Genomic DNA, 23,464 nt, shown 5'->3' on the forward strand with positions numbered 1-23,464 from the left:
AAATCGACATCATTTCGCCGACTCGCATATTTCTGAGCAAAATCGGCTCGGTTTGCTTTTAAGCAGTCGCTTTAGCGCCGGAAACGCGTCGGAATCGGCGACTTTTCTGGTCCTATGGCTTCGAGGAACAGGTTGGACCACAGCCTGCGTCTTTTTGCATGCGTGTGTTGCAAAATAGATGCTTGTTTCTTGGGCATGATGAGCACATATATAGTCGCATCTCCGGGGCGCGTTCTCCTCCCATTAGCGCCCTCGAGTGTTCCCCTCTGGAGGTTAGCCTTAATCGGCACTTCCAATCAAACTCAGCCGGATCTTTATTGATCCGGCTTTTTTGTTGCCCGCATGCCTTCGAGCCGGCAAGAAAACGACTGAATCCACCGCGTAACAGTGACATGTAACATCGGGTAACATGTCGCAGACCCACTCTATCGTTTAAGTAGACGATAGGACGCGGTTGGTCGGTTCGGGAGATGGGGGCATCACTCGAAAGACCGGGCTCAGGCAAGCACCGCGTCCGAACCTTTTTACGGATGCGGCGGACCAGCCGTTGCCTCCCAGGAACGGTCCGCAATAGGAACGGCGTCCGGATCATCCGGACGCCGCTTTCATATCTCCAGCTTTCATATCTCCAACAGAAGCCTGCCAGCAGGCCGACCTGCTCGTGCGTTTCACCATTTCACGGAAACGGCGAACCGCACTATCTCCTTGTTCTTTCGCAATTCCGGACGGAAAACCGCTCACACTTTTCCCGGAATTGCTCTAGGCCGCTTTGCCGTTGGCGTTCATCGCTTCGTCGGCCAGCCGGCCGGTGAGCTCGGCCATGTGATCGAAAGTGGCCTTGTAGCTGGCGACGCCGGCGGTCGCCGAGCGCAGCTCGATGATCAGATCGCCGATTTCGGCCTGCGGCATGGTCGCCTCGACGACGTCCCAGCCGGGCCAGTCGGGCCTTGCGTCATAGCCGAGGATCTGGCCGCGCCGCTGCGGGATCAGCGCGATGATCTTGGAGGTCGCGTCGGAGGGCGTGACGATCTCGACCTTCATGATCGGCTCAAGCAGGACCGGCGAACAGGCGGCCATGCCTTCCTTCATCGCGAGCTTCGCCGCCATCTGGAAGGCCATGTCGGAGGAATCGACCGCGTGGTAGGAACCATCCGACAGATTGACGGCGACATCGACGACCGGAAAGCCGAGCGGGCCTGTCTTCAGATAGTCGCGAATGCCGGTCTCCACCGATTGGATATAGGTTTTCGGCACCACGCCGCCGGTGATGGTGTCGGAGAACTGGAAGCCGGACCCGCGCGGTAGCGGCTTGATCTCGATCACCACGTCGCCGAACTGGCCGTGGCCGCCGGACTGCTTCTTGTGGCGGCCACGCTGTTGCGCCGATTTGCGGATCGTCTCCCGGTAAGGCACCGCCGGGGTATGGCCCTCGATCGGGATCTGGTTCTTGCCTTCGAGGCGCTCGCGCACCACGCGCAGATGCATCTCGCCGTGACCCGACAGGACGGTTTCGGCGGAGTCCTGGTTGTGGCGCAGGCTGAGCGATGGATCTTCTTCGGCAAGCCGCTGGATCGCCGCCGACATCTTGACCTCGTCCTTGCGCTCCTTGGGGCGAAGCGCGAAGGCGAAGACCGGCTGCGGCGGCTCCAGCGTGACCAATGGCCGGATGCCGCCCTTGGCCGAGCTCAGCGTCTGGCCGGTCTTGACGTTGTCGAGCTTGCCGAGCGCAACCGTGTCGCCCGCCTTGGCAGATGTCAGCTTCGACTGGTCCTTGCCGAGCATCCTGTAGATGCCGGAAACCTTCGCCGTGTCGCCGTTGGAAAGGAAGAGCTCGGCTGCGTCGGCCAATTGGCCCGAGAGCACGCGCGACACCGAAAGCTTGCCGCCATGCGCGGTGTGAATGGTCTTCATCACCTGCACTACCGTCTGGCCGTCCGGCGCGCCAAGGCGCTTCCGCGTCGCCTCGACATCCGGCGCGTCATGGCGGATGGCTTTCAACAGGCGCAGCACGCCGTTGCCCTTCTCGGCCGTGCCGATCAGCACCGGCGTCACCGCGCCGGCGCGCAGATCGGCCGAGAGATCGTCGAAGATCGCGTCCTTCGGCGGCTCGATCTCCTCCAGCAACTGCTCCATCAGGTGATCGTCATGATCGGCGAGCGTCTCCAGCATGGAGAAACGGGCTTCCAGCTCGCGCGCCTTGTCGTCGTTCGGGATCTCGGCAACCTGGCTCTCGGCGTATTCGCGATAGATGTAGGCGCGTTCCAGCGCCAGATCGATCGAGCCGATGACGATGCCGTCCTTGCGCACCGGAATCTGGCGCAGCAGCAACGGTACCGTGCTTGCCGGCTGCAGCATCTTCAGCGTCTCGCGCACGCCCGCGACCGCCTTGTCGACCTTGTTGAGGAACAGGATGCGCGGAATGGCGAGATCGTCGAGCTTGCGCATGATGAGCTGCAGCGCCGGGATCTTCTTCTCATCGGCCTCGGCGACGACGACCGCGAGGTCGCAAGCGGCAAGCACGGGTTCGGCCTCGAAGGCGAATTCGATGGAGCCGGGACAGTCGACGAAAGTGATCTGCTCGCCCATGAAATCGGTGGTGGCGAAGGTCGCCTCGACGCTCATGGCGTGGGCGCGTGCCTCCGGCGAATGGTCGGAAACGGTGTTGCCCGATGAAACTGGTGACTGGCGGGGAATGGCGCCCGTGCGGGCGAGGATGGCTTCGAGAAGTGTCGTCTTACCGCTTGCGAAGGGACCGACTATGGCAATGCATTTCGGTCCCGTGCGTCGTCCTCCGGCGCGAGTACCCATGGCTGAACCTCCACTCAGGCGTTTCCCAAGAGAGCGATCAGCAAAAGTGGAAACCGGTTTGCGTCCGATCGCACCCTATGCAGAGCGGCGGCCGGCCTGTTCGGCCGTCGCGGGCGGGTTTTCACCTCTTCCCAAAACCATCGTCACACGGGTTTGTCGGGAGGGCAAGAAAAATAGGACGTTCGCCGGCTTGGGTTTCGTCAGGTCGCGATTTCCTGTTTGTCAGCCCGTGAGGGCAAGACCGCAGCCGCTAAAAGCCAAGCCGGCACCTGCCAATTGGGCCGTCCGCGAGAAGCCGGAATCGGAAGATGTCAATAAAGGCTCAGCCGGCCTCGGTTCGGCGCACCGGCATGACTGCGCTCTGCTTCACTACCTTCTCGGCAAAGCGTGACAGCAGCGGATTGAACAGGTCCGGCTTTTCCCAGAAAGGTGCATGGCCGGCGCCGGATATGACATGGCACCGTTCCCACAGCGAGGCGTAGGCCACTGTCTCGAAGTAGCTCAGCCGCACGAGCGGGTCATGCTCTCCATTGATCACCGCGACCGGGAACGGGGCATTCTCGACCACCTGCTTCTGGTCGGCGCCCTTGCCGGCAAACATGCCGAACGCCACGCCCGCGCGCAGCCTGCCGTCGGTGCGCCTTATGGCCTCGCGGAAAGACGGACTTGCACTGCCGCCGAAGCAAAACGCCTCAAAGCGCTCGATGTCGCGTTCGGAGTAAACTTTCTTGGAGGTGAGCAGCATGTCCCAGTTGGCATGAAAGCCACGCAGCATGCCGAGCGGCCCCCTCGACACCGGCGGCGCCCCGGTCAGCACCAGACCGTTCACCGCGTGATGGAAGCTGGCAAGTTCAATCGCTACATGGCCGCCAAGCGACCAGCCGAAGATGATGGCGTGGCCGATGTTGAGGGCATCGAGAAGGCGGGCTGTGGTCTGGGCGAGGCCGGTGATCGTATAGGTTGCGGCCGGGTCGCGAGCATCGGAGGAGTCGCCATGGCCGGGAAGGTCGAAAGCGATCAGCCGGTGGGCATCGGCGAGCGGACTGTCGAACTGACGCGCAAAGACGGCGCGCGAACTGCCCGAGCCGTGGATCATGACGATGGGAATGCCGGAACCAGAGGACTGGCTGAGGCGCAAATCAGCCTGCGGCGTACGGATTGTGCGGTCAGTGACGCTCATGCTGGATTAGATCCTCGAATGTGGCTGGTGGCCAACATCGCATCCGGGGCTCTATATCTTCTTTAAGCATGTGGTTAAGAGAGGGTTCCTGGAAATAAGCGGCCGGCGTGGCTACCGGCTGGATGGCAGCACCGGCGGAAACCCTACGATGGAATCACTCCTCGATCTTCTTGTCTCGATTTGCAGCATCGCGACCATTGGCCAATATGTCTGGTCGATGCGGGCGCATTTCCAATTGCAGGCCATATTTCCAGGCGCCATGGTGATTTCGGCAGCGGTGATTGCTACGACTTTTTTCTTTCTCGCCATCCTGTGGATCCAATCGCAGCCGGTTCCGGCAAAGCTCGCCGGGCTCGCCGTCGAACTGGCAAGCTCTGCCCTCTTCTGGTGGGCGATCGTTACCTCGCGGAAGTCGCGGCTGCACTTCGCCTTCGCGCCCGATAATCCGCACAGCCTGCTGACCGGTGGCCCCTATCGCTACATCCGCCACCCTTTCTACTCGTCATACATCATCTTCTGGATTGGATGGGGGATCGCGACCTGGTCGATCTGGGCGGTGGTGCCGGTCGCCGGGATCGCCGTCCTCTATGTGGTTGCGGCGCTGGGCGAAGAAAAGAAATTTTCGCGGACGCCATTGGCGGGCGATTACCAGGCCTATCGCGGTCGAGCCGGCCTGTTCTGGCCGCGGCTGGGGTGGTAGCCGACACAGGGCAGGGGTTCTCCCCAATGGAAGGATTGCCCGATGCCGCCGCAGATCGCCACCATTTCGGGATAGCTCACCCAGTAGGGGCGCGGGATGACGACTTCGTCGCCCGGGTTCAGCGTCGCCATGAAGGCGTTGAACAGGATCTGCTTGCCGCCGGTGCCGACGATGGTTTGCTCCGGCCGGTAGTCGAGATTGTTCTCGCGCTTGAATTTTTTCGCGATCGCCTCGCGCAACGGCACGATGCCGGAAACCGGCGGATATTTGGTCTCGCCGCGGCGGATCGCCTCGATCGCCGCGTTCTTGATGTTGTCGGGCGTATCGAAGTCCGGCTCGCCGGCGCCGAGGCCGATCACGTCACGGCCGGCATTTTTCAGGGTTTCACCTCTTCCCAAAGCCATCGTCACACGGGTTTGTCGGAGGGCAAGAAAAATAGGACGTTCGCCGGCTTGGGTTCAGCAGGCCGCCATTTTTGCTTGTCAGGCTGTGAGGGCGAGCGGTTCGCGGGCGGCGGCACATAACGCGCTTGCCTTGTCGCGCGGCGCCGGCCTGCCGAAGAAATAGCCCTGGAAGCGGCTGCAGCCGGCCGTCCGGGCAAGCGCGAATTCCTCCGCGGTTTCGACGCCTTCCGCGACGATGGCGATGTCCTGGATGCGGGCGATCTGGGCAAGCGCAGACACGAAGATCTGCGCCACCTGGTCGTGGGCGAGGCTGCGGATGTAGGAGCGATCGATCTTGACGCTGTCGATGGGCAGCGACTTCAGGTAGTTGAAGCCGCAATGGCCGGTGCCGAAGTCGTCGAGGGCGATGTGGAAGCCGAGGCCGCGCAGTGCCTCGAGGCGCCTGAGAACCTCGGGCGTCGCGGCCGTCGCTACCGTCTCGGTGATCTCGATGATGAACTGCGACGCGGACCGGCCGGTCTCGCGCAGGACCCGGTCGCACATCGTCACGATCTCGTCGCGCTTCAGCTGCTCGCCGGAGACGTTGATCGAGATGCGCCGTCCGGGAAAATGCCCGATATCGGCGCAGGCCCGCTTGAAGACCCATTCGCCGATCATGTCGATCAGCGTCGAACGCTCGGCGATCGGGATGAATTCCGACGGCGAGATCAAGCTGCGCACGGGATGACGCCAGCGGATCAATCCTTCCAGTGCGTCGACCGAGCCGTCGGGATCGACGATCGGCTGGTAGTGCAGTTCCAATTCGCCGAGATAGATTGCGGCGCGCAGCTCGCGTTCCACCAGCCGGCGATAGCGTTTGTCAGACAGCATCTCCTCGTCGAAAACGGTGACGCGGCCGCGGCCGCCCGCCTTGCTCTCGTAGAGCGCGAGATCGGCCAGCAGCATCAATTCAGTGCCGTTCGAAGCGTGCAACGGCGCGAGCGCGACGCCCACCGAGATCGACAGGGGAATGATCTTGCCTTCATGTCTCTTGCCGGCCCGCATCGCATGCAGCAGCCGGCGCGCGTCCTTGCCGATACTGGCGACGTCGCCATGCGGAACCATGATGCCGAACTCGTCGCCGCCGAGCCGCCCGATGACGCCGTCCTCGAAGATGCGCTGCGCTTCCGCGACCAGATGCGCCAGCGCCAGATCGCCGAACTGATGGCCGAACGTGTCGTTGAGCTGCTTGAAATGATCGAGGTCGATCAAAAGCAGGCTTGCCTGGCGGCGATTGCGCGAGCCGCTCAGCCAATCGCCCAACGCTTCGATGAAGTAGCGCCGGGTCATGGCGCCTGTCATGGCATCGACAGTGAGAAAGCGATGTTTCTCGGCCTCGGCGTCCGCCGCCGATTGCAGGCGCTGGACGACGTTCGAGCGCATATACATCAACACCAGAAGCGCCATTAAGGTCGAAGTCACCGACACCGCGAGCGCGCCGGCGCGGGAGGCGTTCTCCGTCAGCGCGAAAGCCGCAAGCCCGGTGGCGGCGATGCTCATCACGAGCAACACCTGGATGCCGCGATAGATACGGCCGCTGTGATCTTCGATTGTCGCCAAGATACTCATGTCCGCGCCCCCACAGCACGCGACATGGCTAGGACCTCAGCCGTTAAGAAACGCTGAGCTTGGCCGCTGCCTAGATCTATTCCTTTGCTTCTGAGTGGAGATCGCGATTTTATGGTTAAAAAGCAACTGTTTGTGACGGTTCTCTGACATTCTAATGCTGCAATCCGCCCGCTGCGCGAATGAGAAATCGAGGTTGCCGCCCGGCAACGGCTCAAAGCCAGTTGCAACGGTCTCCCGACGAGGTGAAACTACCGCGTGAGACGCCGCGCGGGGCGCTTTGTTCGAGAGGATCTGAACGATGAAGCTCATTGCGTGCGGCAGCGTGCCGACGATCATCGCGCCGGAGACATATTTCACCGGGCGGGTGCTGCAGACGCCGATCATCGAGAAAGCGGCGCCGGCGCGGCTCAGGGCGACGCTGGTCAGCTTCGAGCCCGGCGCGCGCACCCATTGGCACACGCATCCGCTTGGACAGACGCTCTATGTCACCGCCGGGGCCGGCCTGGCGCAAAGCTGGGGCGGCCCCGTGCAGGAGATCAGGGCAGGGGATGTCGTTTCCTTCGCGCCGGGCGAAAAACACTGGCATGGCGCCGGTCGGAAAACCGCCATGACACACATCGCCATGCAGGAGGCGCTGGACGGCGTCCACGCCGACTGGCTCGAGCAGGTTTCCGACGAGCAATATGGCGGCTGAGCGGCGTCCAAGAAAAACCCGGCGCGGCGCCGGGTTTTCTTGCTGGCCGGCCGGATGGCCGATCAGGCCAGCGACGCGGTGAAGCGCTGGATGCGCGTGCAGGCTTCTTCCAGCAAGGCGTCCGACGTGGCGTAGGAGATGCGGAAGTTCGGTCCGAGGCCGAAGGCCGAGCCGAACACCACCGCGACACCTTCGGCCTCCAGAAGTTCGGAGCAGAAGGCCTCGTCATTGTCGATCACCTTGCCCGTCTTGGTCTTCTTGCCGATCAGCTGGGCGCAGGACGGGTAGACATAGAAGGCGCCTTCCGGCGACGGGCAGGAGATGCCGCGCGCCTGGTTGAGCATCGAGACCACGAGGTCGCGCCGGCCCTGGAAGATCGCCTTGTTCCTGGCGATGAAATCCTGCGGCCCGTTGAGCGCCTCGACCGAAGCCCATTGCGCGATGGTGCAGGCGCCCGAGGTCTGCTGGCCCTGGATCATGTCCATCGCCTTGATCAGCGGCACCGGGCCGGCTGCATAGCCGATGCGCCAGCCGGTCATGGCATAGGCTTTCGACACGCCGTTCATGGTCAGCGTGCGCTCATAGAGGTTCGGCTCGACCTCGGCGATGGTCTTGAAGACGAAATCGCCATAGGTCAGGTGCTCATACATGTCGTCGGTCAACGTCCAGACATGCGGATGCCTGAGCAGCACGTCGGCCAGCGCCCGCAGCTCGGCCTCCGTGTAGGCGGCGCCCGATGGGTTCGACGGCGAGTTCATCAACAGCCATTTGGTCTTGGGCGTGATCGCCTTTTCCAGCATTTCCACCGTCAGCTTGAAGCCGTTGTCGATCGAGGTGTCGGCGAAGACCGACGTGCCGCCGCAGATCGCCACCATTTCGGGATAGCTCACCCAGTAGGGGCGCGGGATGATGACCTCGTCGCCCGGGTTCAGCGTCGCCATGAAGGCGTTGAACAGGATCTGCTTGCCGCCGGTGCCGACAATGGTCTGCTCCGGCCGGTAGTCGAGATTGTTCTCGCGCTTGAATTTTTTCGCGATCGCCTCGCGCAGCGGCACGATGCCGGAAACCGGCGGATATTTGGTCTCGCCGCGGCGGATCGCCTCGATCGCCGCATTCTTGATGTTGTCGGGCGTATCGAAGTCCGGCTCGCCGGCGCCGAGGCCGATCACGTCACGGCCGGCATTTTTCAGCTCGCGCGCTTTCTGCGTCACCGCGATGGTCGCGGAAGGCTTAACGCGGGAAAGGGCGTCGGCGAGAAAGGCCATGACGAAATGTCTCCTAGGAAGAGCGGCCAGGAGCGGCCGCGGCGCCTCTCATGTCGCATCATGGCGCGGAGCGCAAGCATTGTGCGATGAGCCAGAGGTCAAGGAGGCGTGACCAAAGTCAGCCTGCGTGAGCGGCAACGCTAAATTCATCAACGGCCGGTAAACCCTTGGCTGGCAGGATCGCAGATCGGATTGCGACTATTCGCGGAGCGAGAAACCTTGTCGCGCAGCATCGGGCTCGCCCACATCATCCGTCATGATGACGGCACCTCGACCGGTGTCTGGGGCATCTATACGTTGCAGAGCGCGTTCCAGCCGATTTTCGCCTTCAAGCAGGGCAAGCTCTCGGTCGTCGCTTTCGAAGGGCTGATCCGGCCGTTCCGCGATGGCGAGCCGCAGTCGCCGGGGACATTTTTCGGCACCTGCCCGGCGGCCGACCGGCTGCATATCGAGGCGCTGACACGCACGCTGCATCTTCTGAACGCCGGCGCCTGCCTACCGCAAGAGGCCTCCATCTTCGTCAATTTCGACCCGTCGGTCTTCACCGATCGCCACATCGCCGACAAGGCCCTGCGCGACATGCGGCTGGTGCTGCACGAAGCCGGCATCGATCCGCGCCGCATCGTCTGCGAGGTCACCGAGCAGAAATCGGCTTCGCAGGAAGCGCTCTACGGTTTTGTCGAGGCGCTGAGGGCCAATGGCTTCAGCATCGCGGTGGACGACTATGGCGCCGATGATTCCGACATCAATCGGATCAAGGAACTCAAGCCAGACATCGTCAAATTCGATGCGAATTGGATCACCCATCTGATGGAGTCCGGCGCCGGCTTCGCCTTGCTGACGGCGATGGTGCAAAGTTTCGAGAACCAGGGCATCCGCACCGTCTTCGAAGGTATCGAGGAAGGCTGGCAGTTGGAGCTCGCCGAGAGGTCCGGCGCCTCCATGGTGCAGGGCTACGTGCTTGCCCGGCCGGAACTTGCCCCCACCAGCTTTCGCGTCTTCGGCAAGGGCGCGCAGCAGCCTTCGAGCGAAGACAGCAAGGCACCGGCCGCCGCAAGCCCGGCGGCCCCAACGCTGCACGGACGGCCGGCAAGGGTGTTCGGGCGCAAGGTCGCGCCATGAGCGGACAACCAGACAGGCGGCGCAACGTCGCGGAGGCGATCTTCACTGACGAGATCGGCCTCCAATTCGGCGTCTATGGCGAGTTCCGGCTGTGGAGCGCCTATCAGCCGATCTTCGCGCCGGAGGGCAGGGTGCTCAGAGCCGTCGCCGTCGAGGGGCTGATCGAGCCGCGCCGCGTCGCGCAGCCGGTAGCCGCTTCGGTCTTCTTCGGCAGCATTCCCGCGTCCGACCTTCTGTTTGTCGAAACGATGTGCCGGATGCTGCATCTCGGCAATTACCGCAACATCGGCGTCGAGGGATTGACGCTGTTCTTCAACTATAATCCGACCATCAACGATCATCTCGGACGTGCGCTCGCCGAGATCCGGCTGATGACCAGGCATCTCGGCGATCTGGAGCTCAAGCCCAGCCTGCTGGTCTGCGAGATCACCGAACAGGCAGCCGACGACCAGGTTCTTGCCAGCCTGGTGCGCGAAATGCGGCGCGACGGCATCCGCATCGCCATCGACGACTTCGGCACGGGGCATTCGACCGAAGCGCGCATCGATCTGCTTGCACCCGACATCGTCAAGATCGATGGCGCCTGGTTTGGCGAGCTCTGCCGCCATGCTGCCGCCGAACGCTTCTTCCGGCCGTTGGTGGCGATGCTGCACGAGCGCGGCGCCAAAGTGCTGGTCGAGGGCATCGAGAATGCACAGCACTTGCGCGTCGCGCTCGAGGGCGGCGTCGACCTGCTGCAAGGCTTCCATCTCGCCCGCCCGGCGCTCGCCGGCACGGTCTTCAAGGAGGAACCGCTTTCCATCGACGCTCTCATCGACGTCGGCAACAAGGTCGTGCCCCTGCATCAGCATCGCTGATGCTCGATACAAAGACGCATCAGCATCGCTGATGCAGCGAAAAAAATATCAGCGCCGCTGATGGTTCTTCTTGAAAACAAATCACTGGATGGTCTCGCCTGGGCGCGTTAGAGCCGTGCTGAAATGAGCTTCAGGCGACGCGCGAGGTATGTGCGATGATCCTTTACGACATGGCCGACAGCGGCAATTGCTACAAGCCGCGGCTGTTGATGGCCAAGCTCGGCATTCCTTTCACCCGGGTCGAGGTGAGCTCGCATACCGGCGAGACACGCAAACCAGACTACGTCGCCAAGAATCCGAACGCGATGGTGCCGATGCTCGAGCTCGACGACGGCAGGCGTATCGCCGAGAGCAACGCCATCCTGCTCTATCTTGCCGAAGGCACGCGCTTCCTGCCGGCTGACAAGTATGAACGCGCGCTGGCTTACCAATGGCTGTTCTTCGAGCAATACAGCCATGAGCCCTATATCGCGGTGCGCAAGGCGCTTTTGACTTTTCCGGAACGGGCGAAGGACGCCACGCCTGAACGATTGGCGCAGACGCTGGAGCGAGGCAACAAGGCGCTCGGCGTGATGAACCAGCATCTGGAGCGGAACGAATTCTTCGCCGGCAACGCCTACAGCGTCGCCGACATCGCCTTATACGCCTATACCCACACCGCCGGGATGGGCGGCTTCCAGCTCGACGCCTATCCGGCGGTCGCCGCCTGGCTGAAGCGCGTCGAGGCGGACAAGGGACATGTGCCGATCGAGTGGGTGCCTTAAGGCAGCGCCGGCGATTGGCGAAAGGCTGGGGGACAGCTTCTTCTCTCCGTTCACGGGGAGAAGATGGCGGCAGCCAGATGAGGGGCTGCGCCGGCCTTACTAAGTCAGCCAAAATGACAGCCCTGAAACGTTGGCGCTGCCCCTCATCGCCCTGCCGGGCACTTCTCCCCGTGAACGGGGAGAAGGAGGCAACTCGCCAAAATCCAGACAACAAAAAAGGCGGGCAATGCCCGCCTTCCTCTGCCGGTAGCCTGATCGGGAGCGTCTGGTCCGGGCCGGCAGCTATCTGCTGTTCCAGCTTGTCGGGTCTTTTCGCTCCGGCGCGCTTCTCGCGCGACCGTCAGTACATCCGTGACTTGCCGCGCGCCCCGAACCTTCGCCCGGTGCGCGCCTTACTTAGTCGCATTTTGCGCCGCTGGCCGTAAAGCCTGCCGCAAAATGCTTAAGCCAAATCAGGCTGCCTTGCTAAGAGAGCCAGCAGCGGACTTGCCGGTGCGGCGGTCCTGCTCGATCTCGAAGTTGATTTTCTGGCCTTCAGCCAGGCTCGTCATGCCAGCGCGCTCGACAGCGGAGATGTGGACGAAAACGTCCGCGCCGCCATTGTCAGGCTGGATGAAGCCGTAGCCCTTGGTGGCGTTGAACCACTTGACCGTACCAGTTGCCATATAGAATGCCCTTCACATTTGCTTTTGTTTGACCGGACCAACGTCCGGCCGGCGGTATCGAAATTTTGGAGATAGACGTCAGCAAACGCGAAGATCGCGGCCCGATCGATCGGCCAAATTCAATGCTGCGGATATAGGATAGTTTGAGCAAGAAAACAAGACGGGTTGCCTGGACGCTGCCCCGCATCCCGGATCGAGCGGAATACAAGCATGGAAGTTTTGACAGCGGTGCCGCGTTGTGAAGGGATGGGATGCTTGCCCTTCCGAGGAGAGAAGCCATGAAGACCATTCTGCTTGCCGCCTGCTTCCTGCTGCTGGCCGCGGAAGCGCAGGCGGTGACGCGCTACGATCCGACGCGCATGAGCTGCGACCGGGTGCAGGCGACGATCGCCAGACAGGGCGCCGTCATCCTGCGCTACCAGTCGACGCGCGTGCCGGGGCTGCCGCTCTACGACCGCTATGTGCGCGACGAGCGTTTCTGCAACGCAGGCGAAGTGAGGGCACGCGCCTACGTACCGAGCGCCGACACCCGGTCCTGCATGGTCTATGTCTGCAAGCGTCCGGATTTCGAGCGGCGTTTCCGCCGCCGGTTCCTGCAGGACTGATACGCAGCGCCTTAGAACCCGAACGAACCCTGCGCCGCCGGCGGCGGGCCGACGCGAACGCCTTCCATGGCCAGCATCCTTTCCTTGGTGGCCGAGCCGCCGGGCGCGGAGAAGCCGCCGATCTTGCCGCCGGCCGCCAGGATGCGATGGCACGGAATGACCAGCGGCACCGGATTGGCGCCTAGCGCCGCGCCCGTTTCGCGCGGAAGGCCCGCATGGCCGGCGCGCTTGGCCAGTTCGCCATAGGTGGTGGTCTCGCCGAAGCCGAGCTTGCGAGCCGCGTCGTAGATGGCGAGGCGGAAATCGTCGACGCCGTCGAGATCGACCGGCACGCTCGAGAAGTCGACGTCCTCGCCGGCGGCATAGGCTTTGATCGAGGCGATCAGATCGACCACCCATTGCGGCTGGTCTGTCGAGGCTGAGACGCCGGGGTGGCGAAGCAGCCGGCGCTCGACCGCCTCGCGGCTGCGCTCCGGCAGGCAAAGCCGGATCAGGCCCTTCTCGCTCCAGGCAATGCCCATGAAGCCGATCACTGTTTCTAACACTGCGTGGCCGGCCGTGATCTGGGATGTGGGTTTCATGGCGTATTCCTTCGGCAAAACAGCGAAAAACGAGTACATATCCAGAACAATATGGCACTTCGGCCCTGTTGTCGCCACCCGAAAACCGCCGGGTGGCCCCGATTGCCGGGTGTGAATCGCTGGTGTAAGGACTCCTTAACAACCGACAAACCGGACCCGCACGGCTTGCCAGCTAAAATCATATTCACCGCGCTCAGCGTGCTCGTAGCCGCTGCTGGTCTCAGCGGCTGTACCTCGACCTCGCAGATGAAGGCCGCGCCCGCGCTTGCGGAAGCCTCGACGCCGGCCGTCGCGGATGATACGCCGACGCTCGCGCTGCCCGAAACAGTGGCCGTGCTGCCGGAGCCTTCTGGCCTCGCGCAGGTGCAGACTGCCGCGCTGGCTGGCGATGCCGTCGCCATGGCGACCACGCCAGGCGCGACCGCGACGCAAGGCGCGCCCGCGACGCAAAGCGCGCCCGCGACGCAAAGCGCGCTGTTGCCGCCGCCTGTCCAGCCCGGCGCGCCCGCCGCAGCGCTGGCTCAGCCTGCGGCTTTCGCCGGAGCGACGCCGATGGCCGGCCAGTTTCCGCCGCCGCCGGTGCTGACGGCCGGCGGCTCGCCGACCGGCCCAGGATCCATCAGCCGAGCGGCATCCATCAGCCGAGCGGCGGTCTATACGACCGCAGGCGTCGCCATGCCGGTCACCGGCCAGTCGGCAAAAGTCGCCCCGATGCCGGGCGTCCAACAGGTTGCTTATGTGGCGCCGGACAACCCGGCGCTGCTGGCGGCACCCGGTCAGCCCGAGCAGCATGCCAGCGGTCCGCGCGGCGAGATCGAGCGGCTGATCGAGAAATATTCGGCGATCTATGAAGTGCCGGTCGAACTGGTGCGCCATGTCGTCAACCGCGAGAGCACCTTCAACCCGAAAGCCTACAATCATGGACATTGGGGGCTGATGCAGATCAAGCACGCGACGGCGCGCGGCATGGGCTATGACGGACCGGCGGCCGGCCTGTTCGACGCCGAGACCAATCTCAAATACGCGGTGAAGTATCTGCGCGGCGCCTGGCTGGTTTCGGGCGGCAACGCCAAGCGGGCCGACACGCTCTACCAGACCGGCTACTACTATGATGCCAAGCGCAAGGGCCTGCTCGATGCGACGGGCCTTGGCACCGACCGCAAGCGGCACCGCCTGCCACCCGACGCCTGAGCGGACGGTTCCGCGCGGCGTTTCGAGACAGCGCCATGCATGAAAACACAATTCCCCGCCCGCCGGCTGCCAACGACATCCGCCTGCGCAAGCTGCTCGACGATACACTCACCGCGCCGCACTGGCCGCAGGGTTTCGTCATGCGCGCGTTCGAGCACCGGGATGCGCAGGCTTTGCACGCGCTGCTGGAAGAGGTGTTCGACGACGGCGCCGACGGGTTGTTCGACGAGTGGTGGCCGCGCATTGCCGGCGATGCGGAGTTCGATCCCGCTCTCTGTTTCCTGGCGATCGACGGCAAGGGGCTGCTGGCGGGCGCGGCGCTCTGCTGGACATCCGGTTTCGTCAAGGATCTCGCCGTCCATCCGGAATCGAGACGGCAGGGCCTCGGCGAGGCGCTGATGCGGCAGGTGTTCCTGACCTTTCGCGAGCGCGGGGCGACCCATGTCGATCTCAAGACCAACACGGTGAAGAGCGCCGCGGCCTTCAGGCTCTACGAGCGGCTCGGCATGATCCCGGTCGACTGGGAAGGCTGACGCGCAAAGCACAGCGGGCCGGATTGGAGGCTCCCGGCGCGGCGTTGCAATCGCCTGCGCCCGGACATTGTGAACTCCTTCACATAGGCTGACGTTAGGGCATGCTAATTCGTCGTCGTGCCGGGCGGCCGATCGGCGGATCGACGCGGGCAAGGCGTCGGAGGAGGCTGTGCCGGCATGCGTCAGCCACTCCCAGGCGGGCTCCGGGGCGGGGGTTTCGGAGCCCGTCCGCTTTGCGTGAAGCGAGGCGGACGGAGCGGGCCGCCGACGCGGCGAGCCACCGAGATCGGCTTCACCGACCTGCTGGCCCGGTCGGCCACGCACAACGCGGGAACCCTAAGCGGCGTCGCGCATTCAACGCAGGGGCCTTGATGAGCCGCGACCTGTGCGTCGCCGGTCGCGCAGGGAGGTCCGCAATCCTGTGAAGCTCGCTTCAGCATTCCTGGCCGCCGGCATGCTGCTGGGCGCTGTTCAAGCGCGAGCCGTGGAACTGTCGATCGTGTCGGGCGATACCGGCAACGGCATAAAGGTGCTGCGCGAGATACTCGATCGTTACGAGAAGAAGAGCGGCAACAAGGTCGATATCGTCGTCATTCCGCCCTCGACCACCGACCAGTTCGGCCAGTACCGGCTCTGGCTCGCCGCCGGCAGCAGCGATATCGACGTCTACCAGACCGACGTGATCTGGGCCCCGCAGCTTGCCAGTCAGCTGGTCGACCTGACCGAGGCGACAAGGGATGTGGTGGGTGAGCATTTCCCGTCGATCATTCAATCGCAGACGGTCAACGGCAGGCTGGTCGCGCTGCCGATCTTCACCGACGCGCCGGCGCTCTATTACCGCAAGGATCTGCTCGACAAATATGGCGCCAAGGTGCCGACCACCTGGAAGGAGCTGGCCGATACCGCCAAGCTTGTGATGAACAAGGAGCGGGCGGCCGGTAACAAGGACATCTGGGGCTTCGTCTTCCAGGGCAACGCCTATGAGGGGCTGACCTGCAACGCGCTCGAATGGGTGATGTCGAATGGCGGCGGTCGGGTCATCGAGCCGGACGGTGAAATCTCCATCGACAATCCAAAGGCGGCCGCGGCGCTCGACATGGTCAAGGGCTGGATCGGCACGATCGCGCCGCCGGGCGTGCTCGCCTATCAGGAGGAAGAAACGCGCGGCGTCTGGCAGACCGGCAATGCCGTCTTCATGCGCAACTGGCCTTATGCCTATGCGCTCGGTAACAGCGAGAATTCGCCGATCAAGGGCGAGTTCGACGTGGCGCCGCTGCCGGCCGGCGAAGGCGGGCATCCCGCCGCCACGCTGGGCGGCTGGAACCTTGCCGTCTCCAGATATTCGAAACATCCAGGTGAGGCGATCGAGCTGGTCAAGTTCATCGCGTCGCGCGAGATGCAGAAATACCGGACGCTGAAAACCTCCAACTTGCCGACCATTCCGGCGCTCTATGACGACCCCGACATCGCCCGGCAGCAGCCGATCGTGCCGCGCTGGAAAGAGATTTTTCTCAACGCGCAGCCAAGGCCGTCGGCAACCGCCAGGATCAAGTACAACGAGGCATCCAGCCAGTTCTGGACTGCCGTGCACGACACGATCTCCGGCCAGGGCGCCGCCGCCGACAATCTGGCCGATCTCGGGGCGAGGCTGACCAGGCTGAAAGGCAAGGGCTGGTGAGCGCGGCAAGGCGATCGCCGCTGATGCGCCGACGCGTGCGCACGGCCTGGCTGTTCCTCGCGCCGATGCTTGTCGTGCTCGCCGCCGTCGCCGGCTGGCCGTTCCTGCGCACGGTCTATTACGGTTTCACCGATGCTTCGCTGGCGGGCCTCGACGCGCGGCAATGGGTGGGCTTCGGCAATTATTTTTCGGTGCTGCGCCTGCCGAGCGGCCGCCTGCTCTATGACGGGTTGCTCGTCGATCCGGTCTGGTGGCGCGCGGTGTGGAACACGGTGCGCTTTGCCGTGGTTTCGGTGGCCTGCGAGACGGTGCTGGGCATGATCGTGGCGCTTGCGCTCAACACCGAATTCCCGGGACGCGGCATCGTGCGGGCCGCGATCCTCATTCCCTGGGCGATCCCGACCATCGTCTCGGCCAAGATGTGGCAGTGGATGCTCAACGACCAGTTCGGCATCATCAATGTCGCGCTTCTCAATCTCGGCCTGATCGACACCAAGATCGCCTGGACCGCCAATGCCGACACCGCAATGATCGCCGTGCTGATCGTCGACATCTGGAAGACGACGCCGTTCATGGCGCTGCTGATCCTGGCGGCCCTGCAGATGCTGCCGCGCGAGATCCTCGAGGTGGCGAAGCTCGACGGCGCCAACCCGTGGCAGATCTTCTGGCGGGTGACCTTGCCGCTGATCCGTCCGGCGGTAATGGTGGCGGTGATCTTCCGCGCGCTCGATGCGCTACGCATCTTCGACCTGATCTATGTGCTGACGCCCAACAACGTGCAGACCAAGTCGATGTCGATCTTCGCGCGCGAGAACCTGTTCGAGTTCGACAAGTTCGCCTATGGCTCGGCCGCCTCGACGCTGCTTTTCCTGATCATCGGCCTGCTCACCATCGCCTATATCCGCATCGGCCGGCTGAGTTTCGAGGGAGGGCGCTGACATGAAAATGCTGAAGCGCGCCGGCTTCTACCTGCTGCTCCTGGCGATCGTTTTCGTCGCGGTGTTTCCGTTCTACTACGCCATCGTCACCAGCCTGAAATCGGGAACAGAGCTGTTCCAGGCAGGCCTCTGGCCGCAATCGTTCAGCCTTGCCAATTACCGCAACGTGCTGACCGAAGGTCCCTTCCTGCGCAATCTCGTCAATTCGCTGATCGTCTCCGGCGCGGTCGTCGCGGTCTCGCTGCTGCTCGGCGTCACCGCGGCCTATGCGCTGGCGCGCATTCGTTTCCGCGGGCGCTCGGCGCTGATGCTGGCCATCCTGTCGGTGTCGATGTTTCCGCAGGTCGCGGCACTTGCCGGGCTGTTCGAGATCATCCGGGCGCTGCATCTCTACAATTCGCTCTTGGCGCTGATCCTGTCCTACATGATCTTCACGCTGCCGTTCACGGTCTGGGTGCTCACCACTTTCGTGCGCGACCTGCCGGTCGAGATCGAGGAGGCGGCGATCATCGACGGCGCCGGGCCGTGGACCATTCTCACGCGCATCTTCCTGCCGCTGATGTGGCCGGCTTTAGCTACCACCGGCCTGCTCGCCTTTATCAGCGCCTGGAACGAGTTCCTGTTCGCGCTCACCTTCACCTCCACCAACACGCAGCGCACCGTGCCGGTGGCGATCGCGCTTCTGTCAGGCAATTCGCAGTTCGAGATCCCGTGGGGCAACATCATGGCCGCCTCGGTGATCGTCACCGTGCCGCTGGTGGTGCTGGTGCTGATCTTCCAGCGCAGGATTGTCTCGGGTCTCACGGCTGGCGGCGTCAAAGGCTAGATGCGACGCGAAAAAGTAACCGGAAAACGTGTGCCGAAATGTCGGATCAGGTCGCGGCGAGCCGTCCTTGGATCGTAGAGCAACCCGCGCCGGGACGCCGGCGCCAGGAGACGATCATGATCACCTTTCCCAATGAATCCGCCAAATATCGCACCGCGCGCGAAAAATTGCTGCGCAAGGAAATCGAGCTGCGCCGCGCCATGGAAGCGGTGGCGGAGGCAAGGCGCGCTTTGCCGCCGGGTGGTTTGGTACCGCAGGACTATGTGTTCGACGCCCTGGACGACCAGGGCCAGACGGCGAAAGTCAAGCTGTCGGACCTGTTCGCGCCGGGCAAGGATACGCTGATCCTCTATCAGATGATGTTCCCGCGCCATCCGCAGGAGACGCGCGAGGTGGCGGCGAGCGGCGAGACGGCGAAGCTTGCCCGGCAGGACCAGCCATGCCCGTCCTGCACGGCCCTGCTCGACCAGTTCGACGGCGCGATCGGCCATCTCGAAGCGGCGGGCTTCAACTTTGCCGTGGTGGCGAAGACCGCGCTCGACAATCTGGTAGCGCTCGGCCGCGACCGCGGCTGGAAAAACATGCGGCTCGTCTCGTCGGCCGGCAACGCTTTCAAGCGCGACTACAACTCCGAAACCGCCGAGGGCGCGCAGATACCGCTGCTTTCGGTGTTCCACCGCGATGGTGACGGCATCCGGCATTTCTGGTCGTCGGAGCTAGACTTCGCGCCATCGGACCCGGGACAGGACCCGCGCGGCATCGGCACCTGCGAGATCCTGTGGAACCTGATGGATTTCACGCCCGAAGGCCGGCCGAACTGGCACGAGCAGCTGCAATATGCCGGGCACGCCGCCGGCGCGCACTGCCACTGATGGCGATGCGGGCGCTCGGCCCGCGCGCTTCTTTTCGAGGCAACCTCTTAGGCAACCCTGGGGCCGGTGCCGCGTTGGGGAAGGCGGAGGGGCTGTTTCGGATCGGAGATCGAGATGAAAACGCTGCTGCCCCTGGTTGCCGTCGCGCTTCTTGCCGGCGCGCCCGCCGCGTTCGCCCAGTCGGACAATTCAGATGCCGTGGGACCGATGGTGACCGAGAACAAGGTCGACACCCAGACCTTCGTCACGACGGTGCCGAATGCCAACATGTTCGAGATCGAGTCGAGCAAGCTGGCGCAAGAGAAGTCGGCGTCCGCCGATGTCAAGGCTTTCGCCGCGCAGATGATCAAGGATCACAGCAAGGCGGCCGAGGATTTCAAGACGGCGCTGAGCCAGGGCCAGACCACGGCGTCGATCAAGCCGGCCGGCCCCGCCCTGCAGCCGAAGGAACAGCAGTTGCTCGACGAGTTGAAGGGAGCGAGCGGCAAGGAATTCGACGCCAAATACATCAAGATGCAGGCCGACGCGCATAAGGACGCGGTGGCGCTGTTTTCCACCTATGCCAATTCCGGCGACGACCCGGCGATGAAGGAATTCGCCAAGAAGACGCTGCCGGTGCTGAAGATGCACGAGAAGCATGTGAAGGAACTGGCGGTCGCGCATCAGTGAGGCCGCCCTTGCCTTCTCCCCTTGTGGGAGAAGGTGGCCGCGAAGCGGCCGGATGAGGGGTGTTCCAGCGGAGTGAGACGCTGGCAATAAGCCATACGGTCACGGTTGGACGAGCGGTTTTGCCAGGCTGGAACACCCCTCATCCGTCTCGGCGCTGCGCGCCGATCCACCTTCCCCCACAAGGGGGGAAGGGAAACCGCTGGCGTTCCCTCGCTGCCGCGATAAGCTCGCGCGCAACAAAGGGCGGGCCGCCATGGACAAGGAAGTCATCGAAGTACCCGTGATGTCGGCAAAAGTGCGCTCGCTCGGCCTGCCGTGCTCGACGGCGGTGCGGGCCAACGGCTTCGTGTTCATCTCGGCGACGCCGCCGGTCGACATGGCGACCGGCGAGATGGTGCGCGGCGACATCGAGACCCAGACCGAAGCGTCGCTGAAGGCGCTGAAACATTGCCTGGAAGCGGCCGGCAGCTCGCTGGACAAGGTGGTGATGGTGCGCATCTACGCCGTCAATTCCGGCTTCTACAACGCCATCAACCGGGTCTATGCGAAGTACTTCAGCGTCAATCCGCCGGCACGAAGTTTTGTGCCGGTGGCATCGTGGCCGATGGAGTTCGATATTGAGATCGAGTGTGTGGCGGTGGCGTGAAATTGGCGCCGCCACACCGCGACGTGATCAGGACCGAGTTGGATGGAAAGGGCTAGGAATCTTACGTGTCTATTTCTTTGACCAACGCGAACCGATCATTCCGATCGCGAGGCGGGACGCGTTTTTAGCCGCAAGCTCTTGATATTTATCCTCTTTTGCTTCTGCGAAATCGCAAATGCCCTTGAACATTACGAAAGGAACTTTTCTGTCCATAGATGTGGCGGCTAGGCCAGCACATTCCATTTCCCCACCAATCGCTTTTGGAAAGAGCGACGTTAATTTCTTTTTGAAATCCGGATCATCTACAAGCTTTTCGCCAGATAGGACTGGGCCAACGTGGATACCAAACTCACCACGGAATTGAGCACGCGCACTTCGAGCGTAAGTCACGCCCATGTTGTCAGAGGGGATTGGGATTCCCCTGGGCTGGAGTGTTCCACCTCGAGCAGCCGCTAGCTCATACGGCAGCACGCTCTCAGAGACAATCACGTCTCCAAACTTTTGTTTGGTGGCGTCGATTCCAAAACAAATACCCACCGATATTGCATAATTCAAATTTGGCATTGCGAGGAACTTGAGGGACGAAATAGTGCTCCCGTGAACTCCACCTGATCCGGCGCTCGTTCGAACGTGATAAATGTGTATTGTGTCATAGTAGGTGTAGATACTAAAAGCGACATCTTCAAAAAAGTCAGTTCCGCCCGGCTTATACCCGGCGGCCAACAATTCGGAATATACGACTTCGTCTTCAATGTCTGTTGCTGTAAATACAGCTATTCTGCTGCGCTCCATGCTTCTTAATCCATCTTTTCCGAGCGCCGCTGCAATTTCCTGGCTAGTCTCAGTGGCTTTAGACAGAGACGTTGTTATAATCTCCGCAAAACGTTCTGGTTCGAAGGAGGAGGCCCTCTCGGGTAAAATAAAGTTAAACCCCCTTATGAACTTTTTATAAGGCTCACAATGCCCGATGTCCTGCTTCCGCGTCTCCAAAAAATTGATCATTGTTTTGAAAAAAAGCCGCTTCATCTCACAGAAGGCGTAGTACTTTTTGTCGCTTATAAACCTTAGATAATCCCTCTCATAATGCTTGTGTAGTACAAGATTATCTAATCCAAGCTTTGACAAAAATGAAAAGTTAACATGCACATCAAAATGAGGGAAATAATCGAAATCCTCTATAAGACGATCGTTGTATATCCCTGTTGGTGAAACAAGACTGTGTTGGGTAGTGTAGTGATTGCAAAAAAGCCGCGTCGATATCTCTCCCATCACCCGCGCATCCTTATCTGTTCGAGTAAGAAGTATCTTCTCGTACACGGAAAACGTGGCGGCCACCTTTGGATCGGGGAGTTGATCTCGAAGAAAATTTTCGTTGTCTTTCAAGATAGCTCTCTCATCGGAGCTAATCAAATTTGAGCCGCTATATGGATTTAGAGCGTTTATCAATTGACCTTTGATGTGATCGGTAGTGTGTAACTTTTGCGACCGCTCATATACGCCTCCTAGCGGCTGACTCTTGGCAAAGTAATTTTGGTATTTTTGTCGGTCTATCGAATATAAATCGCGCCGTTTTTCCAAGAAGATATGAAAATCTGGCTCTGCATTTATGAGCTTTAGCTGGCCAATTCGTGAAAGCTCGCCAACTAAATGGCTAAATGTCCTTGAGTTATTACTTAGCTCATGGGCCTGGGCAAACGAAGCGTAAAGCTCCGCCTCGTTCATCATGGAGCATATCTTTATAAATTTTGTGTATTCATCTTCAGAAAGATCTCTCCTGCGTATAAACGCTAATTCTCTATTTAAAAACGATAAATAAATACTTTTACTTGTGTCGATCAAAGGAGTGCTCGTTCAGCATGCGAAAAACATACTGGGACCAAGGTTCAAATTTAAAAAAGCTGTTCGGAATCTCATCGTAGCACTTCCAGTGCATATTTTTGACTCCAAGCTTTATGTTATCAGTATCGAATTTTTCGGCGGTTTGCACCAAGGAAACAAGGGCTAATCGCATCTTCCGCTCATCAGAAAAATCATCATAGAGCACGCCCGCGTAGCGCACCGAGCTTATTAGCTTATGAGCGTCTTTGTATAAGAAATGGAAAAAGTCATAAAACTCCCGGGTGACGGCATTTTTGAACCCGATCCCGGTTTCATCAAATAAGTCCGCGTCGTCGTGGTAAAGATATCCAGTTATTCCTACTGTATCCTTATTTTTTATTCTTTCGTTATCCTGCATGTATGACGTTGGCTCAAAGCATAAAACTTGATTATCGTGAAGTATGGTTATGAACGTATTAATTACTATTACGCTCTGTTTCCTCAGAGCTTCTCGCCTAGGCATGTAGCGGAGGGGCAGGTGCTTAAAGAAGCGCAATGGAATATATTCAGCTTCTGAAAACCCTACGCTGGGTCGGAATTTTGTAGTCTCCAGGTCAATGGAACAAATCGCCGAATTGTCCAATTGGCGTGACCGGTTAAATCCAATGTAAATCCGCTTAGGTGCTGGATTGTATTTTCCTTGGTCGGAAAGTTGCCTTAGCGCAAATATTGCTGGAGCTGTTCGAAAAAAACGTGAATTAGGTCCGTTCTTCTTGATGTCTGTCGCTATCCTTGCTTGAATCGTCTTCTGCGGTGTGGCTCCAACTATCCGTGCCTCGAACTTGGGATTCGATTTCAGAAAGTGGCATATTTCAAGCGCGGACGCAGGTCGTTGAAGCTGCTTCAGAGCGTACGCAGCTGCATCGATGTACGTGCTGTCATTGGTGTGCTTCGCGGGCATTTTTGGAAAGCTATATCCGAACGCCAAGGAAAGAAAGAACGCTGTGAAATTTGCCACAGGAGGTAAGAGATTTGCTGAA

23 protein-coding genes are annotated in these 23,464 nt (G+C 61.2%); 14 read left to right on the top strand and 9 right to left on the bottom strand.

The genetic code is table 11. The features are described from left to right. Positions 1-759: 759 nt before the first annotated feature. Positions 760-2,808, bottom strand: coding sequence for an elongation factor G (locus LB523_RS19920; RefSeq protein WP_095766583.1), 2,049 nt, complete (start codon positions 2,806-2,808; stop codon positions 760-762). A 322-nt stretch (positions 2,809-3,130) separates the two neighbouring features. Beyond that, on the bottom strand, positions 3,131-3,988 hold the full coding sequence (locus tag LB523_RS19925; RefSeq protein ID WP_224606202.1) for an alpha/beta fold hydrolase: 858 nt from the start codon (positions 3,986-3,988) through the stop codon (positions 3,131-3,133). A gap of 217 nt (positions 3,989-4,205) precedes the next feature. Between LB523_RS19925 and LB523_RS19930 the strand changes: the two genes are divergently transcribed. Further along, positions 4,206-4,688, top strand: a complete 483-nt coding sequence (locus tag LB523_RS19930) for a methyltransferase family protein (RefSeq protein ID WP_224606204.1) — start codon at positions 4,206-4,208, stop codon at positions 4,686-4,688. Here LB523_RS19930 and LB523_RS19935 read toward each other — a convergent pair. After that, positions 4,643-5,092 (bottom strand): aminotransferase class I/II-fold pyridoxal phosphate-dependent enzyme, encoded by a 450-nt coding sequence (locus tag LB523_RS19935; protein ID WP_263493130.1) that lies wholly within the window; start codon positions 5,090-5,092, stop codon positions 4,643-4,645. The genes LB523_RS19930 and LB523_RS19935 overlap by 46 nt on opposite strands. Positions 5,093-5,170: 78 nt before the next feature. Continuing rightward, complete coding sequence (locus LB523_RS19940; RefSeq protein ID WP_224606205.1) at positions 5,171-6,700, bottom strand: putative bifunctional diguanylate cyclase/phosphodiesterase; 1,530 nt, start codon at positions 6,698-6,700, stop codon at positions 5,171-5,173. Positions 6,701-6,998: 298 nt separating this feature from the next. On the opposite strand from LB523_RS19940, the gene LB523_RS19945 reads away from it, so the two are divergent. Then, on the top strand, positions 6,999-7,394 hold the full coding sequence (locus tag LB523_RS19945) for a cupin domain-containing protein (RefSeq protein ID WP_224606207.1): 396 nt from the start codon (positions 6,999-7,001) through the stop codon (positions 7,392-7,394). Between the two features lie 62 nt (positions 7,395-7,456). On the opposite strand, the gene LB523_RS19950 is transcribed toward LB523_RS19945, so the two are convergent. Then, positions 7,457-8,659, bottom strand: a complete 1,203-nt coding sequence (locus tag LB523_RS19950; RefSeq protein WP_224606209.1) for a pyridoxal phosphate-dependent aminotransferase — start codon at positions 8,657-8,659, stop codon at positions 7,457-7,459. A gap of 219 nt (positions 8,660-8,878) precedes the next feature. Between LB523_RS19950 and LB523_RS19955 the strand changes: the two genes are divergently transcribed. The 3 genes from LB523_RS19955 to LB523_RS19965 all read left to right on the top strand — a co-directional run bounded on the left by LB523_RS19955 (position 8,879) and on the right by LB523_RS19965 (position 11,402). Continuing rightward, positions 8,879-9,781: an EAL domain-containing protein gene (locus LB523_RS19955; RefSeq protein ID WP_224606210.1), complete on the top strand. Its 903-nt coding sequence runs from the start codon at positions 8,879-8,881 to the stop codon at positions 9,779-9,781. Continuing rightward, positions 9,778-10,638 carry an EAL domain-containing protein gene (locus LB523_RS19960; RefSeq protein ID WP_224606212.1) on the top strand — a complete coding sequence of 287 codons (861 nt, stop codon included), beginning with the start codon at positions 9,778-9,780 and terminating at the stop codon, positions 10,636-10,638. Before LB523_RS19955 ends, LB523_RS19960 begins: the two co-directional genes overlap by 4 nt. A 155-nt stretch (positions 10,639-10,793) precedes the next feature. Continuing rightward, positions 10,794-11,402 (top strand): glutathione S-transferase family protein, encoded by a 609-nt coding sequence (locus LB523_RS19965; protein WP_224531334.1) that lies wholly within the window; start codon positions 10,794-10,796, stop codon positions 11,400-11,402. A gap of 452 nt (positions 11,403-11,854) precedes the next feature. On the opposite strand, the gene LB523_RS19970 is transcribed toward LB523_RS19965, so the two are convergent. Then, on the bottom strand, positions 11,855-12,067 hold the full coding sequence (locus LB523_RS19970) for a cold-shock protein (RefSeq protein WP_027168154.1): 213 nt from the start codon (positions 12,065-12,067) through the stop codon (positions 11,855-11,857). 278 nt (positions 12,068-12,345) lie between these two features. Here LB523_RS19970 and LB523_RS19975 point away from each other — a divergent pair, with 278 nt between their 5' ends. Next, complete coding sequence (locus tag LB523_RS19975; protein WP_095766594.1) at positions 12,346-12,672, top strand: hypothetical protein; 327 nt, start codon at positions 12,346-12,348, stop codon at positions 12,670-12,672. An 11-nt stretch (positions 12,673-12,683) separates the two neighbouring features. Here LB523_RS19975 and LB523_RS19980 read toward each other — a convergent pair whose 3' ends face one another. Then, complete coding sequence (locus LB523_RS19980; protein WP_224606214.1) at positions 12,684-13,253, bottom strand: methylated-DNA--[protein]-cysteine S-methyltransferase; 570 nt, start codon at positions 13,251-13,253, stop codon at positions 12,684-12,686. 165 nt (positions 13,254-13,418) lie between these two features. Here LB523_RS19980 and LB523_RS19985 point away from each other — a divergent pair, with 165 nt between their 5' ends. The 8 genes from LB523_RS19985 (at position 13,419) to LB523_RS20020 (ending at position 20,606) form a co-directional block, all read left to right on the top strand. Beyond that, the gene (locus LB523_RS19985) at positions 13,419-14,444 is read left to right on the top strand and encodes a transglycosylase SLT domain-containing protein (protein ID WP_224606216.1); all 1,026 of its coding nucleotides are present in this window, start codon (positions 13,419-13,421) and stop codon (positions 14,442-14,444) included. A gap of 35 nt (positions 14,445-14,479) precedes the next feature. After that, complete coding sequence (locus tag LB523_RS19990) at positions 14,480-14,977, top strand: GNAT family N-acetyltransferase (RefSeq protein WP_224606219.1); 498 nt, start codon at positions 14,480-14,482, stop codon at positions 14,975-14,977. A gap of 421 nt (positions 14,978-15,398) precedes the next feature. Beyond that, positions 15,399-16,655: an ABC transporter substrate-binding protein gene (locus LB523_RS19995; protein WP_224606222.1), complete on the top strand. Its 1,257-nt coding sequence runs from the start codon at positions 15,399-15,401 to the stop codon at positions 16,653-16,655. Between the two features lie 23 nt (positions 16,656-16,678). Further along, entirely contained in the window at positions 16,679-17,593 is a 915-nt protein-coding gene (locus tag LB523_RS20000; protein WP_224606225.1) for a carbohydrate ABC transporter permease, read from the top strand. A gap of 1 nt (position 17,594) precedes the next feature. Then, positions 17,595-18,419, top strand: a complete 825-nt coding sequence (locus LB523_RS20005) for a carbohydrate ABC transporter permease (protein ID WP_224606226.1) — start codon at positions 17,595-17,597, stop codon at positions 18,417-18,419. Between the two features lie 116 nt (positions 18,420-18,535). Continuing rightward, positions 18,536-19,291 (top strand): DUF899 family protein, encoded by a 756-nt coding sequence (locus LB523_RS20010; protein ID WP_224606228.1) that lies wholly within the window; start codon positions 18,536-18,538, stop codon positions 19,289-19,291. A 114-nt stretch (positions 19,292-19,405) separates the two neighbouring features. Next, positions 19,406-19,960: a DUF4142 domain-containing protein gene (locus tag LB523_RS20015; RefSeq protein WP_224606230.1), complete on the top strand. Its 555-nt coding sequence runs from the start codon at positions 19,406-19,408 to the stop codon at positions 19,958-19,960. 253 nt (positions 19,961-20,213) lie between these two features. Continuing rightward, positions 20,214-20,606, top strand: coding sequence for a RidA family protein (locus LB523_RS20020; RefSeq protein WP_224606232.1), 393 nt, complete (start codon positions 20,214-20,216; stop codon positions 20,604-20,606). Positions 20,607-20,675: 69 nt separating this feature from the next. On the opposite strand, the gene LB523_RS20025 is transcribed toward LB523_RS20020, so the two are convergent. After that, complete coding sequence (locus tag LB523_RS20025) at positions 20,676-22,445, bottom strand: hypothetical protein (RefSeq protein WP_224606234.1); 1,770 nt, start codon at positions 22,443-22,445, stop codon at positions 20,676-20,678. Further along, on the bottom strand, positions 22,429-23,385 hold the full coding sequence (locus tag LB523_RS20030; protein WP_224606237.1) for an HTH domain-containing protein: 957 nt from the start codon (positions 23,383-23,385) through the stop codon (positions 22,429-22,431). The genes LB523_RS20025 and LB523_RS20030 overlap by 17 nt, the downstream gene beginning before the upstream one ends. Between the last annotated feature and the right edge of the window lie 79 nt (positions 23,386-23,464).

This window comes from Mesorhizobium sp. ESP-6-4 (genome assembly GCF_020164735.1).
In the GTDB taxonomy this organism is placed as follows: Bacteria; Pseudomonadota; Alphaproteobacteria; order Rhizobiales; family Rhizobiaceae; genus Mesorhizobium.